Below are 14,067 nucleotides of genomic sequence, written 5' to 3' on the forward strand. Positions count from 1 at the left end.
TAGAAGCGAAGGCAATTCAACGAAGATCTTGCCGGCGAAGCGAGGAACAGATGACGGAAGTCAAGCTCGACCACCCCGGTGGGCAGCTGTCGATGCCGGTGCAGTCCGCGGTTGAGGGCCCCGCCGGGATCGGGGTGAGCAAGCTGCTCAAGGAAACCGGGATGACCACGTACGACCCCGGTTTCGTGAACACCGCGTCCTGCTCGTCCGCCATCACCTACATCGACGGTGATGCCGGCATCCTGCGGTACCGGGGTTACCCGATCGACCAGCTGGCCGAGAAGTCCTCCTTCCTGGAGGTCTCCTACCTGCTGATCTACGGCGAGCTGCCGACCCAGACGCAGCTCACCGAGTTCAGCGAGCGGATCCGGCGGCACTCGCTGCTGCACGAGGAGATGCGCCGGTTCTTCGACGGCTTCCCCCGTGACGCGCACCCGATGGCCGTGCTCTCCTCGGCCGTCAGCGCCATCTCCACCTTCTACCAGGACAGCCTGGACCCGTTCGACTCCGAGCACGTGGAGATGTCCACCGTGCGGCTGATGGCGAAGGTCCCGACCATCGCCTCGTACGCGTACAAGAAGTCGATCGGTCAGCCGCTGCTGTACCCGGACAACTCGCTCGGCTACGTCGAGAACTTCCTGCGGATGACCTTCGGCGTGCCGGCCGAGCCGTACGAGGTCGACCCGGTGGTGGCCCGGGTGCTGGACATGCTGTTCGTCCTGCACGCCGACCACGAGCAGAACTGCTCCACCTCCACCGTGCGGCTGGTCGGCTCCAGCAACGCCAACCTGTTCGCCTCGGTCTCCGCCGGGGTGAACGCGCTGTTCGGCCCGCTGCACGGCGGCGCCAACCAGGCCGTGCTGGAGATGCTCCAGAAGATCCAGGCCGACGGCGGCGACGTCCGCTCCTTCGTGCGGAAGGTGAAGGACAAGCAGGACGGCGTGAAGCTGATGGGCTTCGGGCACCGGGTCTACAAGAACTACGACCCGCGCGCCGCCATCGTGAAGAAGGCCGCCCAGGACGTGCTCGGCCGGATGTCCAAGCCGGACCCGCTGCTGGACCTCGCGGTGCAGCTGGAGGAGATCGCGCTCGCCGACGACTTCTTCGTGTCCCGCCGGCTCTACCCGAACGTGGACTTCTACACCGGCCTGATCTACAAGGCCATGGGCTTCCCGACCAAGATGTTCACGGTGCTGTTCGCGCTGGGCCGCCTGCCCGGCTGGATCGCGCAGTGGCGCGAGATGATCAACGACCCGGAGACCAAGATCGGTCGCCCGCGGCAGATCTACACCGGCGCCGTCGAGCGGGACTACGTCCCCGCCGACAAGCGCTGAGCGTGTAAGGAAGGGCCCCCTATTAACGCCTCCGGTAGAGGAGGGGCCCCCTTTTAACACGCGGACGACGAAGGCCGCCGACCCTGCTCGGGTCGGCGGCCCTCGTCGCGTGCACCGGGGTGGAGGGCGTTAACAAGGGGCCCTTCCTCTACCGGAGGCGTTAAGAAGGGGCCCTTCCTTACCGCAGGCCGGCGGCGGTGAGGAGGTTGCCCTCGGGGACTCGCGGGGTGGGGTGGCCGTGGGCCATGCGGTGCTGGGCCCGGGCGGCGGTGAACGCGGGGTCGCCGGCGATGGCGGCCACGTACGCGGCGGCGGTGCGGGACGCGATGGCGGCCCAGCCGTACCGCTCGTGGACCATGGCGCGGGCCCGCCGGGCGAGCGCACGGGCCCGGTCCCGGTCGGACAGCAGCGCGTGCACCGCCTCGGCGAGCCCGTCCGGGTCGTGCGGGGCGAACGTCATCCCGGTGACGCCTGGCTCGACGATCTCGGCCAGCCCGCCGGTACGGGCCACTGCCAGCGGCGCGCCCGCGGCGGCCCCCTCCAGCGCCACCATGCCGAACGGCTCGTAGATGCTCGGCACCGCGAAGCAGTCCGAGGCGGCCATCACGGCGGGCAGGTCGGTGCCGCCGAGGAAGCCGGGCATGCTGACAGTTGCGCCCAGCCCGAGGCGGTGCACCTCGGCCTCCAGTTCGGCCCGGTACGGCCCGTCGCCGACGATCACCGCGCGCAGGCCGGGGTGCCGATCGCGCAGCCGGGGCAGCCCGGCCAGCAGGTGCTGCACGCCCTTCTCGTACACCAGCCGGCCGGCGAACGTGACCAGCGGGCCGTCGGCGGCGAACCGGGCGCGGGCGGCGGCGACCGCCGACGCGGGCACCCGCCAGCGGTGCGGCTCGACACCGTTGGGCACCACGTCGACGCGGGCCGCGTCGACGCCGAACAGCGCGCCCACCTCGTCGCGCATGTAGCCGGAGCAGACGATCACCCGGCCGGACTCGCCGGCGAGCCAGTGCTCGACGCCGTGGATGGTGCGGTTCATCTCCTCCGGCAGCCAGCCCTGGTGCCGGCCCGCCTCGGTGGCGTGGATCGTGCTGACCAGCGGTACGTCCAGGTGCTCGCGCAGCGTCATCGCGGTGTGCGCGACAAGCCAGTCGTGAGCGTGGATCACGTCGTAGGCGCCGGACGAGGCGGCGCGCAGCGCGGCCCGGGTCAGCGTGTGGTTGAACGCCATGGTCCAGGCCAGCAGCGATCCGGTGGCCAGGGGGAAGGTGACCGGGTCCTCGGCGGCGCGGACGATGCGCACGCCGTCGGCGTACTCCTCCAGGGGAGCGCCCTCGGCGTGGCGGGTGACGACTGTGACCTCGTGCCCGGCGGCGGCCAGCGCGACGGACAGCGCGTGGACGTGGCGGCCGAGCCCGCCGACGAGCACCGGCGGGTACTCCCACGACAGCATCAGGATGCGCCGGGTCCGGGGCGCGGCCCCGGCCGGTGACGGCGGGGCCGGGCGGGAGGTGAGAGTGGGCCGGTGGAGCCGGTCCGTCGCGGTGGCGGGCTGAGCGCCGACCCGCAGAGTGGTCACGTCGATCTCCGTCCATGCATGGTGAGGCACGCCGGCATCGATGGCGGCGACGAGCGGTGGTCAGGAGCGACCGGACGGCCGGCCGGGCGTCGGCACCAGCTCGCCGACGACCGCCTGGGCCGGATACCGATCGCGGGCCACCGGGAGGGTGCTGACGTCGATCGGGAACCGGAACCGTCCAGTCACCCTGCCAACCTACTGCGCCGGATCCTCCCGCGCGCGGTGAGCGATCCTCGTCACTCTCCGGCGCCTCCGTACACATAAGACGGTCACGGGAACGGGTGCGGATGCGGGTTGATCTCCTCTGGGGTGAGCGGTTCGGCCCGGTGTCCGAGCCGGACCGGCAGGTCGCGCAGCCGGGGCAGGTCGACGCGCCGGTTGCGGTGACCGAACGTCATCGGCAGCAGCCCCGGGATCAGCACCTTCACGCTGGTGAGGCCGACGGCCGCCTGCTCGCGGGCGGTCTGGTCGACGACCACCACGTCCAGGCCCTCGTCGAGGTAGCGTCCGGTCACGTGCCGCAGGTCGTCGAGCAGGTCCATGGCCGGGCGGTAGCGCGCCGCCGGCGGGAACGCCTCCGCCATGGACAGGATCTCGTCGCGCTCGTACAGGAACGCGAACCGCGGCCAGGCTTCCGGACTGGCCGCCGCCAGCAGGTGGTCCTCCATGGCCCGGACCAGGTCGGGGTCGGCGACCAGGCCGGGGGCTGTGGTGTCCTCGGCGACCATCTCCCGGGTGGCCTCGGCGACGCTGGCGAGCTCCACCAGCGCGGACCACAGGGCACGCTCCGGGTCCAGGTGCGCCCCCGCACCGCAGAACGCCCGGGGACGTCCCGGCCGCACCTCGTCGTCGACGAGCATCAGCCACACCGCCGGGACGCCTTCGGGCATGGTGATGTCGAAGACGTCCAGGCGGCTGCCGGTGGTCCGCTGGATCCAGTCGACGAGCACGCGGGTCATCGGGTCGGCGGACGTCATCGGGTCCACGCGCGGCACTGGTAGCCGGGCGTACCAGGTGGACAGGAACGCGTCCCGTTCGGCGACCTCGAAGATGCCGTGCAGGATCGCCTCTTCGAGGTTCGCGCCCAGCGCGCAGCCGTTGGAACACTCCGGACCGAAACCCGTGCCGTGCGAGCCGTAGTAGGCGAAGGTCTCCGGCACCAGCACCGGGCCGTCGCGCCGGAACGAGTAGGCGTACACCCATTCCACGGGCCGGTCCGGGTCGTACGCGACCGCGTGGTCGTCGGGCGGCGCGGGCGGCAGCCCGAACTCCGTCGGCTCGACGGCCCGCCGCGGTCCGAGCTCGCGGAACGAGGCGCGGGTGACGGTACGGCGGGCGCGTGGCACGTTGCCGCCGAGCCGTTCCAGCGCCTCGGCGACGGCGACGGCCACGCTCGCCGGGTAGGTGAAGGTCCGGCCGTAGCCGGCCAGTTCACCACAGCACAACGGGCCCCCGATCGCGCCGGCGAGGACCATCGGGTGGTTGTGGTGGACGGTGATCGACGACAGCAGCCCGGTCTCCTCGTCGTGCAGCGCCGCCAGCAGCGCGAGGTGCTCGTCGGGAAGGCTGCGGGCCCGGTAGTCGCCGGGTGCCCGCTTCGGCCGGGACGTCAGCGTGAAGGTGCCGGCGGCCGGGCCGTCGTCCGGCAACGGGCCGCACACCGGGCAGCCGGGTTCGGGGACGAACCGGTGCCGCTTGACGGCCATCGAGGCCGTGATGACCTCCAGCACCGCTTCCGCGCACCGGCCGTCGCCGCCCTGCGCGACCCGGCGCAGCTCGTCGGCCACGAGCGCGGCCACAGTGGCGCGTACCGGCGGGCCGAGGACGGGCCGGGCGGGCTGCACGCTGCCGTCGTAGAGCCCCTGCCACAGCGCGGACCGGTGCGGCGTCCCGGTGGTCCGCGCCCGGCGTTGCCGCACCTGGAGGCAGTGGTGGCAGCCCGGCCGTCCGGGCCTGACGAAGGGGCCGATTCGTACGCCGCGCGGCGTGGTGTACACCGGCAGGAAGGCCCGGCCGGCGTCGGCAGCCGCCCGGGCGGCCACCTCGACGTCCTCCGGTGGCCCGTCGACGACGAAGACGTCGACGTCGGCGACCGGGGCGGCGCCCAGCGCCTGTTCCACCGCCCGGCGCAGGGCGCCGGCACCGAGGATCCGCAGGCCGTGACGCGGCGTCACGTCGGGCGAGGCGGGGACGGCCGGTGTGGTCGTGACGTCGGTCATGCCCTGCTCCCCGCTCGTGGCGACCACGCCGCCCTGATCATGAACGGCATCACCCGCTGCGCCCCGGGCAGCGAGTCGGCCGGCCGCACCAGCAGCGACCGCCCGTCCCGTGCCAGCTCGCGCAGCAGCAGCGGCAGCGCCGTGTCCCAGTCGCCGCCGCCCACGTCCGGTCCGATCTCGGCGCCGTCCGGGCGGCGTCCGGTCAGGACGGCGACCGCCGCCTGCATCGCGTTCGCCAGGGCGGTGTCCGTGTCGGTGGCGCAGCTGTGGGCGACCCATCTGTCGCCGGCGGCGACGAACACGGTCGGGGTGCTCGATCCGTCGTGCCACGCCCGCGGCTCGTGGCCGAGGAGTGCCAGTTCGTGTGCCATGACGCGGGTCGGCTCCGGCCACCGCGTCCGGTCGAGCCAGCCGCCGGGCGGTCCGCCGTCGGCAGTGGTGACCTCCGGCGGGGTCGCGGCCGCACGTCGCAGTTTCAGGATCGCCCGGCCGCGCGCCTCCGCCCAGGTGTGACCGCCCGCGACCACCACGCCGTCCGGCTGCGCGTCGACGAGAGCGCCGCGCCCGGCGTCCCACCACACCGTGGCGGCGTCGTCGGCGCAGGCCCGCGCCGCGAGCGTCTCCAGTGCCGCCGTAGCGGCGCGCAGCAGCGCCTGCTCCCGGCTGCCGCCGACGGCGGTGAGCAGCCGCGGGGCGCCGCCGGCCAGGTCCACGACCGTCGCCTCGACGCAGCTGACCGAGATCTGCGAGTGAGCGCCGGTGTCGATGGCCAGCAGCGGGCCCAGGCGCGCGTCGACCAGGAACGGCATCCGGGCGACGAACTCCTCGACGTCCACGGGCGTGCGGGCGGCCATCGCGTCGACGTGCGCGGCGAGATCGGCGTACGCAACCGGGGGCCGGCAGGAGCGGCAGCGGGGGTGCACGTCGAGCAGATGCTCGCTGGTGACAGCGGTTTCCAGGTCCACGCGGGTCATCCGGTTCGTGGCGGTGGTCTCGGCTCCCATCCGGTGGCGCAGGTACGCGAACCCGAGCGCCGCGCCGATCAGGCCGCAGACCGGCGCCGACAGCCACTCGGACGTCGTGTCCGGCTCGTCGCCGTCACCCGGGGGGAGTCCGGCGCCCTGCCGGCTGAGCAGGCCGCACTCCCAGCAGCCGCCGGTGACGCCGCCGCCGGTCGGGCCGATCCACGCCTCCTCGCCGCCGGGTACCGCGTGCAGGACGGGCACCCCGATCGCCCGGGCCGCCCGGTTCAGCCGCGTCGCCCGCCCGGCCATCGGACGGGCGGCGCAGTGCAGCACCGCGTCGTACCCCGCCAGCAGGCCGGCGAGACCTTCGTCGGTGTCGAGGGCGGCGGCCGCGTCCAGCAGCGTCAGCCCGGTCGTCGGATCCTCGGCACGACGCCGCTGCACGATCCGCCGGAAGCCGTCGCGTTCGGTGCCGGTCTCGGCGGTCTCGACCAGCGAGGCCGTACGCAGCCCGAGTTCGAACAGCGTCTGGACGAGCGCGAGCATGCCGGCGCCGGCGCCGACGAGCAGCACCCGTCCGTTGCGGAACGCCTCGAAGCGGCTCAGCGGCGCGTCGGTGACGTGCTCGGCGAACGCGATCGAGTCCCGGTAGCAGGCGAGCTCCCAGTCCCGCAACGTGTGCGGCGGCTCGCTGTCGAGGTCGCGGGCGATGCCGCGCCGCACCAGCATCCCGACCAGGTCGGTGACGAGCTGCCGCTGTGCCGCGGGGAGACCGTCGGTCAGCTCCTGCACCGTGCGGGTGCCGTCCAGGTGCGGGGCGAGCCGCTGCACGAGGCCGTACGCCGACGCGCCCGCCAGGTGCGTACTGGCGAGCCCTGTCTCCAGGTACACGCCGTCGTCGACCGGCACGTACATCAGGTCGTCGCGGAGCTTGACCCTCACGCGGCCACCTCCTTCCGCAGGTGTCCCATCCGCACCGCGACCGCGCGTCCGGCGTCGGTGAACGCCTGCCGGCCGTGCAGGTACCGGGAGTTGTCCACGACCAGCACGTCACCGGACCGCCACGGCACCGCCACAGTCAGCCGCGCGGCGACGTCAGCGGCGGTGGCCACGAGGTCCTCGGGCACCGGTGCGCCGGTGCCGGAGCGCACCCGCAGCCGCCGGTCGTGGTACTCGCCGGGCTGCGGGCGGCTGATGAACAGCGAGTTGCAGAACGCCGGCACGCCCTCGAAGAGGGTCGGTGGCGTGCACCGGGTGCCGAAGCCGACAGTCATCGCGTCCTCGTCCACGTCGATGTGGATCGACTCCCACGGCCGCAGGTACGGCTCCCACTGCCGCAGCATCCGCTCCGCCGCCGCCGGGTCGGTCGTGCCGCACATCCGCTGCCACACCGGTGTGGGCAGCGCGCTCTCCCAGCGCAGCGTCAACTCCTCGCAGGCGGCGCGGACCGCGGCGGGCAGGGCGGCCAGCAGCGCGAGACCGTCGCACAGCGTCGTGGCCCCGCCGTCGGCGGCGGGCCGCTCGCACCGGAACATCAGCAGGTCCGGGGCGCCGGGCGCGTACGACGCCTCCCGGTGCAGCGGCATGCCCTGCGTTCCCCGGGTGACTGTGGTCGTCGTCGGGTCACCGCCGATCACGTCCCGCTCGTCGTGGAACCCGCCCTGGTACGGCGACGCGGTCATCAGCGCGTCGCCGAGCGCGACGTAGTCCTCGTGCCGCCACCCGCCGCGCAGCAGCACCGCGCCGTGCTCGGCGACCGCCGCGAGCACCGTGTCCGGCGTGGGGGTGCCGACGAGCGCCGGAACGTCCTGTTCAGCCATGAGGGTTCCCTTCGGTGAGATGGGCCGCCAGCACCCCGGGACGCGGCGCGGGGGTGCCGACCAGCAGTTGCGTCAGCGGCGACGCCCCGTCCGGCAGGCCGAGCCGGGCGGCGACCGCGTCGGCGGTGAGGCCGCCCAGCGCGCGGCTCGCCGCGCCGGTCGCGGCGGCGGCGAGCCCGGCCAGGTGAAGGGCCACGCCGGCGAGCAGGTGCAGCCGGTGGAACGAGGCCGGGGAGAGCTGGTCGACGGGCCGGCTCCCGGCGTGGACCAGGTAGAGGGTCGCGCCGCGGGTGACCATCCGGCGGTCGACCCGGTGCGGGTACGCCGCCGTGTCGTCGGCCGCTCCCGGCGGCCCGGTCGGCACCAGCCGGTGGTGGTACGGCCGGTAGCGGTACGCGTCCGCCGGGATGCCGTCGACGGTCCGGGCGAGGCACCAGATCTCCGGGTACAGCGGCTGCCGGGCCAGCGCCGCCAGGGCCGGCGACCCGGCCCGGCCGGCGGCGCAGGCCAGGATGTCGGCGACCTGCCCGGCGGTCAGCCCCGGGCCGAGGTTCGCGGCGGAGGCGCGGCGGGCGGCGACCGCGACCAGGTCGAGCGGCCGGGCTGGCGGCAGGTCGAGCGCCCGGCCCGCCACCGGGCCCATCGGGAGGCGGTCCGCCGGGAGGCGCTGGGCCGGGGAGCCGTCGGCCGGGACGGGGTCGGCAGGGAGACAGCCGGCCGGGAGGCGGTCGGCCGAAGGCGGCTGGGCGGCGGCGTCCCGGTCGTACGTCGCCCGGTGCAGCGCCACCGCGCTCGGGTGGGCGGCGTCGTGGCCGAGCCGGTCGTGGTCCAGCCCGGTCGCCGGGGGCGGCCCGCCGGATGCAGGCGGTGTCCAGGGGACGTCCGCGTCCGCGGGGAACTCGATCACCGCGTAGGTGGCCTCCAACTCGGCGTCGAGTCCGAGCAGCTCACCGGCGAGCACCGGATCGAGGTCCAGGCGCGGTGTCGCGTCCACCGGCGACGTGAGCATCTGGGCCAGCAGGACACCGGAGTCGACGATGCCCAGCCGGTAGCCGAACGCTCCGTACTTGCTGGTGTTCTTCCACGGCCGGTGGGTCAGCAGCAGCGCGTGCCGGGGCGCCGCCGCGACCCCGAGGAGCCGGTCGAGCCGGGCGGCCGGGCTGCCCGGGCGCAGCAGTTCCAGGCAGTGGTGCGGCGGGTCGTAGTGGTAGACGCCGGCCGCCAGGTCGGGGGAGCCGGCCCAGGCGAGGTAGATCTCGTTGGGGTGGAACGCCCCGCCGGAGGGCACCGAGCGGCGCAGCGTGTGCCAGCCGGGCAGCAGCCGCGACGGCGTGGGCGTGTCCAGCGGGGCGCCGGTCAACGCGGACAGCCCGGCCAGCGTGATCGTCTCCGCCCGGCGTGGCGCGTACCCGAGAAGCATCGCGCTGAGCCGGTCGAGGCAGCCGTCGCCGAGCGGCACGGACCCCGGGCCGGGCCACCGCAGCGGCCGGCGGGCCACGCCCGGGTACCGCTTGCCGCGGGGCGGCAGGTACGCCGTCGGCTGCCCGGTGTCGGCCTGCACCGCCGCCAGGTACCGGCCGGCGACGCCGGCTCGCGAGGCTCCCATCTCAGCTGCCCGCGCTCTCGTACCGGCGCAACCCGGCCCGGAAGACCGCCCACGCCCCGGCCGCGCACGCCGCCGCGACGACCGGGGTGAGCGCGCCCGCCGTGGTCGAGGCGCCCTTGTCCAGCAGCGCGGCCGTCGGGAAGTAGCCGACGAACGCGACGGGTACGAGCGTCAGCAGCGAGCGCAGGCCGGTGCCGTACAGGGTCAGCGGATAGCGGGCCAGATCGCCGAGGGTGTGCACGCTCGCCGCGAGCGAACTGGACGGGCTCAGCAGCCAGAAGACGACAGCGTTGGTGGCCAGGTTGACCGCCAGCTTGACCAGCACCCCGCTGACGAGCAGCAGCGCCGCCCAGAGCACCGTCAGCGGCGTCCAGGCCAGGTCGAGGTGGACGGCCGCGGCGCCGAGCAGCGCCGCGCCGAACCCGACGTTGCCGAGACCGTTGAACCCGACCGCGTTGCCGGTGACCTGGAGCACCACCGGGTAGGGCCGGACCAGCAGGTAGTCCAGCAGGCCGAGGTTGACCAGGCCGCCGAGATGCCACGTCCCCTCGAACAGCAGGGAGCCGACGCCCTCGGCGAGCATCACCATGGCGCAGACGTACAGCACCTCCCAGCGGGTCCACCCGCCGAGCGCCGTCACCTGCCGGAACACCATGACCACGAAGACCAGCCCGGCGAGCTGACCGAGCAGTGTCGCCCCGATCGTCAGGAGCGCGTCGGCCCGGTACTCGAGCACCGCCCGCAGGTGCGCGCCGAGCAACCGGCGGTAGATCCGTGCCTCGTGCATCATCGGCCGGTCACCCGCCGTGCGCGGTGAGCCGCCGCACGCCCGCGGACCACAGCAGCCGGGCCGCGCCCCACAACACCACGACCCAGAGCAGTTGTACGCCGATCAGCGTCACCGCCTCGGCGCCACGTATCTGCCCCAGGTAGATCAGCGCCGGAGTGGAGACGATGCCGGGGAACGGGGAGAGCTGGCAGACGACCTGGAGCCAGCCCGGGAACAACGCGATCGGCACCAGCGCCCCGGAGAGGATGTTGGTGATCGCCACCCGCGACAGGCTCAGCCCGTGGAAGTTGCCGGTCCAGAAGCACAGCAGCCCGACGAGGTAGACCAGGCCGAACTTCAGCGGCACCACCGCCAGCAGGCTGAGCAGGAACAGTCCGGCCTGCCCGGCGGCGGGCAGCGCGGCGCCGCCGAACGCCGACACCAGCGTCGCCGCCATCACCGCCACCGTCAGCACCTCACCGACGACGTATCCGAGCGACAGCGCGAAACGCGAGAGCTGGTAGTCGATCGGCCGGACCAGGTCGAGCGCCACGGTGCCGTGCAGCACCGGGCCGGCGATCTGCGCGTCGGTGAAGCTCGACAGCAGCGCCCCGGTCAGGAACGCCACGACCAGGTAGCCCTTCATCTGCTCCCAGGACAACCCGCCCACCTCGCCGCCGGCCGCGCCGGCGAAGACCGCCTGCCAGACCGCGAACAGCGCCACTGTCTGCACCACGACCCCGGTGAGCTGGAGGAGGAACTCGCCCCGGTAGATCAGCAGCGTCGACCAGGACATCCGCGCCAGCGTCAGGTACGCCCTCATGCCGGCACCGACGGGCTCAGCTCGCCGGCGTACGCCCGGCGCACCACGTCCTCGATGGACGGCTCGTCGATCCGGATGTCCACCACCGGCGCCTGGCGGGCGACCACCGAGACGATCTCGCCCGCGCCGTACGCGCCGTGGTCGAACGTGACAGCGATCTGCCGCGCCGACCCGTCGTGGACCAGCCGGACGCCCGGCAGGTCGGCGTCGAGGTCGCCGTGCCAGTCGGCGCCGAGCGTCAGGTGCACGGTCCGCTGGTCGGCGACCAGCCGGCGGACGGCGTCGATCGAGCCGTCGAAGATGATCCGGCCCCCGTCGATGATCACGAGCCGGCGGCAGACCTGCTCGATGTCACCGATGTCGTGCGTGGTCATCAGCACCGTGGTCCCGCTGGCGCGCTGGGCCCGCAGGAAGTCCCGGACGGCCTGCCGGGCGACGATGTCCAGCCCGATGGTCGGCTCGTCGAGGAACACCACGGGCGGCGAGTGCAGCAGCGCGGCGGCCAGGTCGGCTCGCATCCGCTGGCCGAGCGAGAGCTGCCGGGCGACCACCGGCAGCAGCCGGCCGAGCCCGAGCAGCGCGTCGAACTCCTCCAGGCGTGCCGCGTACCGGGCCCGGGGGATGCGGTGGATGTCGCGCAGCAGGGCGAGGGAGTCGCGGACCTGCAGGTCCCACCAGAGCTGGCTGCGCTGGCCGAACAGCACGCCGATGTTGCGGGCGTTGGCGTGCCGGTCGCGGTGCGGGTCGAGGCCGCAGACGCGTACCCGCCCGGCGGTGGGGTGCAGGATGCCGGTGAGCAGCTTGACAGTCGTCGACTTCCCGGCGCCGTTGGGCCCGACGTACGCGACCGCCTCGCCGGTGGAGATCGACAGGTCGACGCCGTCGACCGCCACGTGCTCGACGTGTCGTGGCCGTACGAGATGGCGCAGCGAGCCGCGCAGGCCCGGCTGCTTGTCGGCGATCCGGAACCGCTTGGTCAGGCCACTGGCCTCGATCACTGGCATCGGTGGTGCCGTTCCCGGTCAGCCGGCCGCGACGGCGGCACGGTGGTGCGGGCGCAGCCGCAGCACCGAACCGAGGCCGTCGACCTCGGTCAGGGTGGTCTCGAACGCCGCGCCCATGACCCGGCCGAGGTAGCCCAGGCTCGCCGGATCCGGGTCGAACCGCGCCGAGAGCTCCGCGCCGGTGGAGACCAGGTGCACCTCGTCGGCGAGGCCACCGGCGACGTTGACGAACTGGCACAGGTCCTCCCAGTAGAGGTACCGCCAGAAGTCGACGCTGACCACGGCGTCCAGGCTGTCCGCGGCGACCGGCGGCCTGATCCCGACCAGGTGGAAGTTGGCCGGACCCGCCGGCGCCCCGTAGTCGTAGGTCAACGCGCCGTCGGGCAGCCCGGCCTCGGCGCTGCCGGTGCCGACCCACAGCACCCGGTCGCCGGGCAGGCGACCGGCGAGCCGCTGCACCGCCGGGCCGATCCGGCACCAGGAACGGCGTACGCAGTCGTCCATCGCCCGGCGGTAGTGCACCACCCGCTCGGCCGCGCGGGCCACGTCCACCGGCCCGGCGAACTCCCACTCCACGACCGGGTACTTGAGCGCGACCCGATCCAGGTTGTCCATGAAGTCGTTCCAGTTCTGGATGACGTTGCGGTGGTGCGGCAGGTGGTAGACGGCGGCCAGGTCGTCGTAGGCGAAGTTGTGGTTGAGCACGCCGAGGTGCGCGTGCACCCGGTAGAACAGCTCCATGTCCTCCAGGCCCCAGCGCAGGCCGAAGCCCTCGTCGAAGCCGCCCACCGCCTCGAACACGTCCCGGCGTACCGACGCGTTGTGGGTGAAGCAGAACAGCCAGCCGGCCAGCAGCCAGTCGTCGCCGGACGGTCCCTCCTCGGTTCCGAACCGCATGTCGCCGCCACCGCGCCCGCGGAGCCGGGGTACGGGCATCGTCGGCTGGTCGGCCAGCGCCGCGTGCACGTGCTCGATGCCGGTCTCGTCGCGCCGGCCCATCAGCACCGCCGGCGCGGACGGGTCGCGGTGGTGGTCGAGGTGGCGGCGCAGCAGGTCCGGCGTGGCGTACGAGTCGGCGTCGAGGAACAGCAGCAGCGGCGCGGTCGCCCGTCGCGCGGCCTCGTTGCGGGCCGCCGCCCGCCCGCCGCGCTCGGGCCGTTCGACGAAGTGCAGGCGCAGCCCCTTGCCGGCGTCGGCGATGCCGGAGTACTGGCTGCCGTCCCCACCGTCGCGGACCACGATGACCTCGAAGCGGTCCGGGTCCAGCGTCTGGCGCCGCAGCGACCGCAGCGTGAGCTCCAGGCAGGGGGCGTCCGCGTGGGTGGGGATCACCACGCTCAGCTCGACGGCTCGACCGGGTTCAACGCTCATCTGACGTACCTCTCCGCTTGTCCCACGAGCCGGGCCACCGGCCGCGCTGACGATGGGACGGAGCCGCCGGCGATCGCCGGCGGCTCCGCGATGATCAGTGGCAGTTGACGCAGCACCACTGGATCGGCCGGCCCTGGCACGCGGCGCCGCCGCAGGAGCCCTTGCCCATGGCGGACGGGTCGGTCAGCGTGATCCCGCCGGCCGTCGGCATGGCGTAGAGCCCTGCCGACGCCTCGTCACCGGCGCCCGACCAGGAGACCGCAGTGGTGTCCAGGTCGGACAGGTCGATCGACGCGTTCCTGCTTTCACCCATCGATTCATCCTCTTTTCGGATCGATGTGGACAGTGGAACGAAGCGTAGGCCGGACATGGCGGGATTGGCGCCGCGCTGATGTAACGGGGAGATAAAGCGAGGCGGAACCGTCAATTCGCGCAGGTGACGGCCGGTCAGGAACGGAAAGGTTGCGGGCGGTGACGCGGCGTAGTTCCGGATCCACTATTCGAGAAGCCCCAGTTCAGGCGGGGTCGAGCAATGAATCGCTGCATCAATTGCCCCCTTTTCTGATCGTGTGAAGTCGAT

At 73.5% G+C, this 14,067-nt stretch carries 12 protein-coding genes; 1 reads left to right on the top strand and 11 read right to left on the bottom strand.

Going from position 1 to position 14,067, the window contains the following annotated elements; genetic code table 11:
• The first annotated feature begins 50 nt into the window (after positions 1 to 50).
• Positions 51 to 1,334 (top strand): citrate synthase, encoded by a 1,284-nt coding sequence (locus MicB006_RS29770; RefSeq protein ID WP_116510596.1) that lies wholly within the window; start codon positions 51 to 53, stop codon positions 1,332 to 1,334.
• Positions 1,335 to 1,512: 178 nt separating this feature from the next.
• On the opposite strand, the gene MicB006_RS29775 is transcribed toward MicB006_RS29770, so the two are convergent.
• The 11 genes from MicB006_RS29775 to MicB006_RS29820 form a co-directional block, all read right to left on the bottom strand.
• Complete coding sequence (locus tag MicB006_RS29775) at positions 1,513 to 2,910, bottom strand: glycosyltransferase family 4 protein (protein WP_116510597.1); 1,398 nt, start codon at positions 2,908 to 2,910, stop codon at positions 1,513 to 1,515.
• Between the two features lie 60 nt (positions 2,911 to 2,970).
• A complete protein-coding gene (locus MicB006_RS32650; protein WP_255419514.1) occupies positions 2,971 to 3,096 on the bottom strand; it encodes a hypothetical protein in 126 nt (41 codons plus the stop codon).
• Between the two features lie 83 nt (positions 3,097 to 3,179).
• A complete protein-coding gene (locus MicB006_RS29780) occupies positions 3,180 to 5,129 on the bottom strand; it encodes a TOMM precursor leader peptide-binding protein (RefSeq protein ID WP_152037916.1) in 1,950 nt (649 codons plus the stop codon).
• Entirely contained in the window at positions 5,126 to 7,036 is a 1,911-nt protein-coding gene (locus MicB006_RS31910; RefSeq protein ID WP_161565978.1) for a hypothetical protein, read from the bottom strand. The genes MicB006_RS29780 and MicB006_RS31910 overlap by 4 nt, the downstream gene beginning before the upstream one ends.
• Entirely contained in the window at positions 7,033 to 7,914 is an 882-nt protein-coding gene (locus tag MicB006_RS29790; protein ID WP_116510600.1) for a TauD/TfdA family dioxygenase, read from the bottom strand. The genes MicB006_RS31910 and MicB006_RS29790 overlap by 4 nt, the downstream gene beginning before the upstream one ends.
• Positions 7,907 to 9,520: a hypothetical protein gene (locus MicB006_RS29795; protein ID WP_116510601.1), complete on the bottom strand. Its 1,614-nt coding sequence runs from the start codon at positions 9,518 to 9,520 to the stop codon at positions 7,907 to 7,909. Before MicB006_RS29795 ends, MicB006_RS29790 begins: the two co-directional genes overlap by 8 nt.
• A 1-nt stretch (position 9,521) precedes the next feature.
• Positions 9,522 to 10,310, bottom strand: a complete 789-nt coding sequence (locus tag MicB006_RS29800) for an ABC transporter permease (RefSeq protein ID WP_225980572.1) — start codon at positions 10,308 to 10,310, stop codon at positions 9,522 to 9,524.
• A gap of 7 nt (positions 10,311 to 10,317) precedes the next feature.
• Positions 10,318 to 11,112: an ABC-2 family transporter protein gene (locus MicB006_RS29805; protein ID WP_116510602.1), complete on the bottom strand. Its 795-nt coding sequence runs from the start codon at positions 11,110 to 11,112 to the stop codon at positions 10,318 to 10,320.
• Positions 11,109 to 12,116 (bottom strand): ATP-binding cassette domain-containing protein, encoded by a 1,008-nt coding sequence (locus tag MicB006_RS29810; RefSeq protein WP_116510604.1) that lies wholly within the window; start codon positions 12,114 to 12,116, stop codon positions 11,109 to 11,111. The genes MicB006_RS29805 and MicB006_RS29810 overlap by 4 nt, the downstream gene beginning before the upstream one ends.
• 18 nt (positions 12,117 to 12,134) lie before the next feature.
• Complete coding sequence (locus MicB006_RS29815; RefSeq protein WP_116510605.1) at positions 12,135 to 13,487, bottom strand: glycosyltransferase family 2 protein; 1,353 nt, start codon at positions 13,485 to 13,487, stop codon at positions 12,135 to 12,137.
• 94 nt (positions 13,488 to 13,581) lie between these two features.
• Complete coding sequence (locus MicB006_RS29820) at positions 13,582 to 13,800, bottom strand: hypothetical protein (protein ID WP_073829738.1); 219 nt, start codon at positions 13,798 to 13,800, stop codon at positions 13,582 to 13,584.
• Between the last annotated feature and the right edge of the window lie 267 nt (positions 13,801 to 14,067).

This window comes from Micromonospora sp. B006 (assembly GCF_003408515.1).
Lineage (GTDB): Bacteria > Actinomycetota > Actinomycetes > Mycobacteriales > Micromonosporaceae > Micromonospora > Micromonospora echinospora_A.

Excerpts from the sequence above, each read along its gene's own strand:
- MicB006_RS29780 (WP_152037916.1), bottom strand. The coding sequence starts at position 5,129 with ATGACCGACGTCACGACCACACCGGCCGTCCCCGCCTCGCCCGACGTG.
- MicB006_RS29770 (WP_116510596.1), top strand. The coding sequence starts at position 51 with ATGACGGAAGTCAAGCTCGACCACCCCGGTGGGCAGCTGTCGATGCCG.
- MicB006_RS29790 (WP_116510600.1), bottom strand. The coding sequence starts at position 7,914 with ATGGCTGAACAGGACGTTCCGGCGCTCGTCGGCACCCCCACGCCGGAC.
- MicB006_RS29800 (WP_225980572.1), bottom strand. The coding sequence starts at position 10,310 with ATGATGCACGAGGCACGGATCTACCGCCGGTTGCTCGGCGCGCACCTG.
- MicB006_RS29820 (WP_073829738.1), bottom strand. The coding sequence starts at position 13,800 with ATGGGTGAAAGCAGGAACGCGTCGATCGACCTGTCCGACCTGGACACC.
- MicB006_RS29795 (WP_116510601.1), bottom strand. The coding sequence starts at position 9,520 with ATGGGAGCCTCGCGAGCCGGCGTCGCCGGCCGGTACCTGGCGGCGGTG.
- MicB006_RS29810 (WP_116510604.1), bottom strand. The coding sequence starts at position 12,116 with ATGCCAGTGATCGAGGCCAGTGGCCTGACCAAGCGGTTCCGGATCGCC.
- MicB006_RS29815 (WP_116510605.1), bottom strand. The coding sequence starts at position 13,487 with ATGAGCGTTGAACCCGGTCGAGCCGTCGAGCTGAGCGTGGTGATCCCC.
- MicB006_RS29805 (WP_116510602.1), bottom strand. The coding sequence starts at position 11,112 with ATGAGGGCGTACCTGACGCTGGCGCGGATGTCCTGGTCGACGCTGCTG.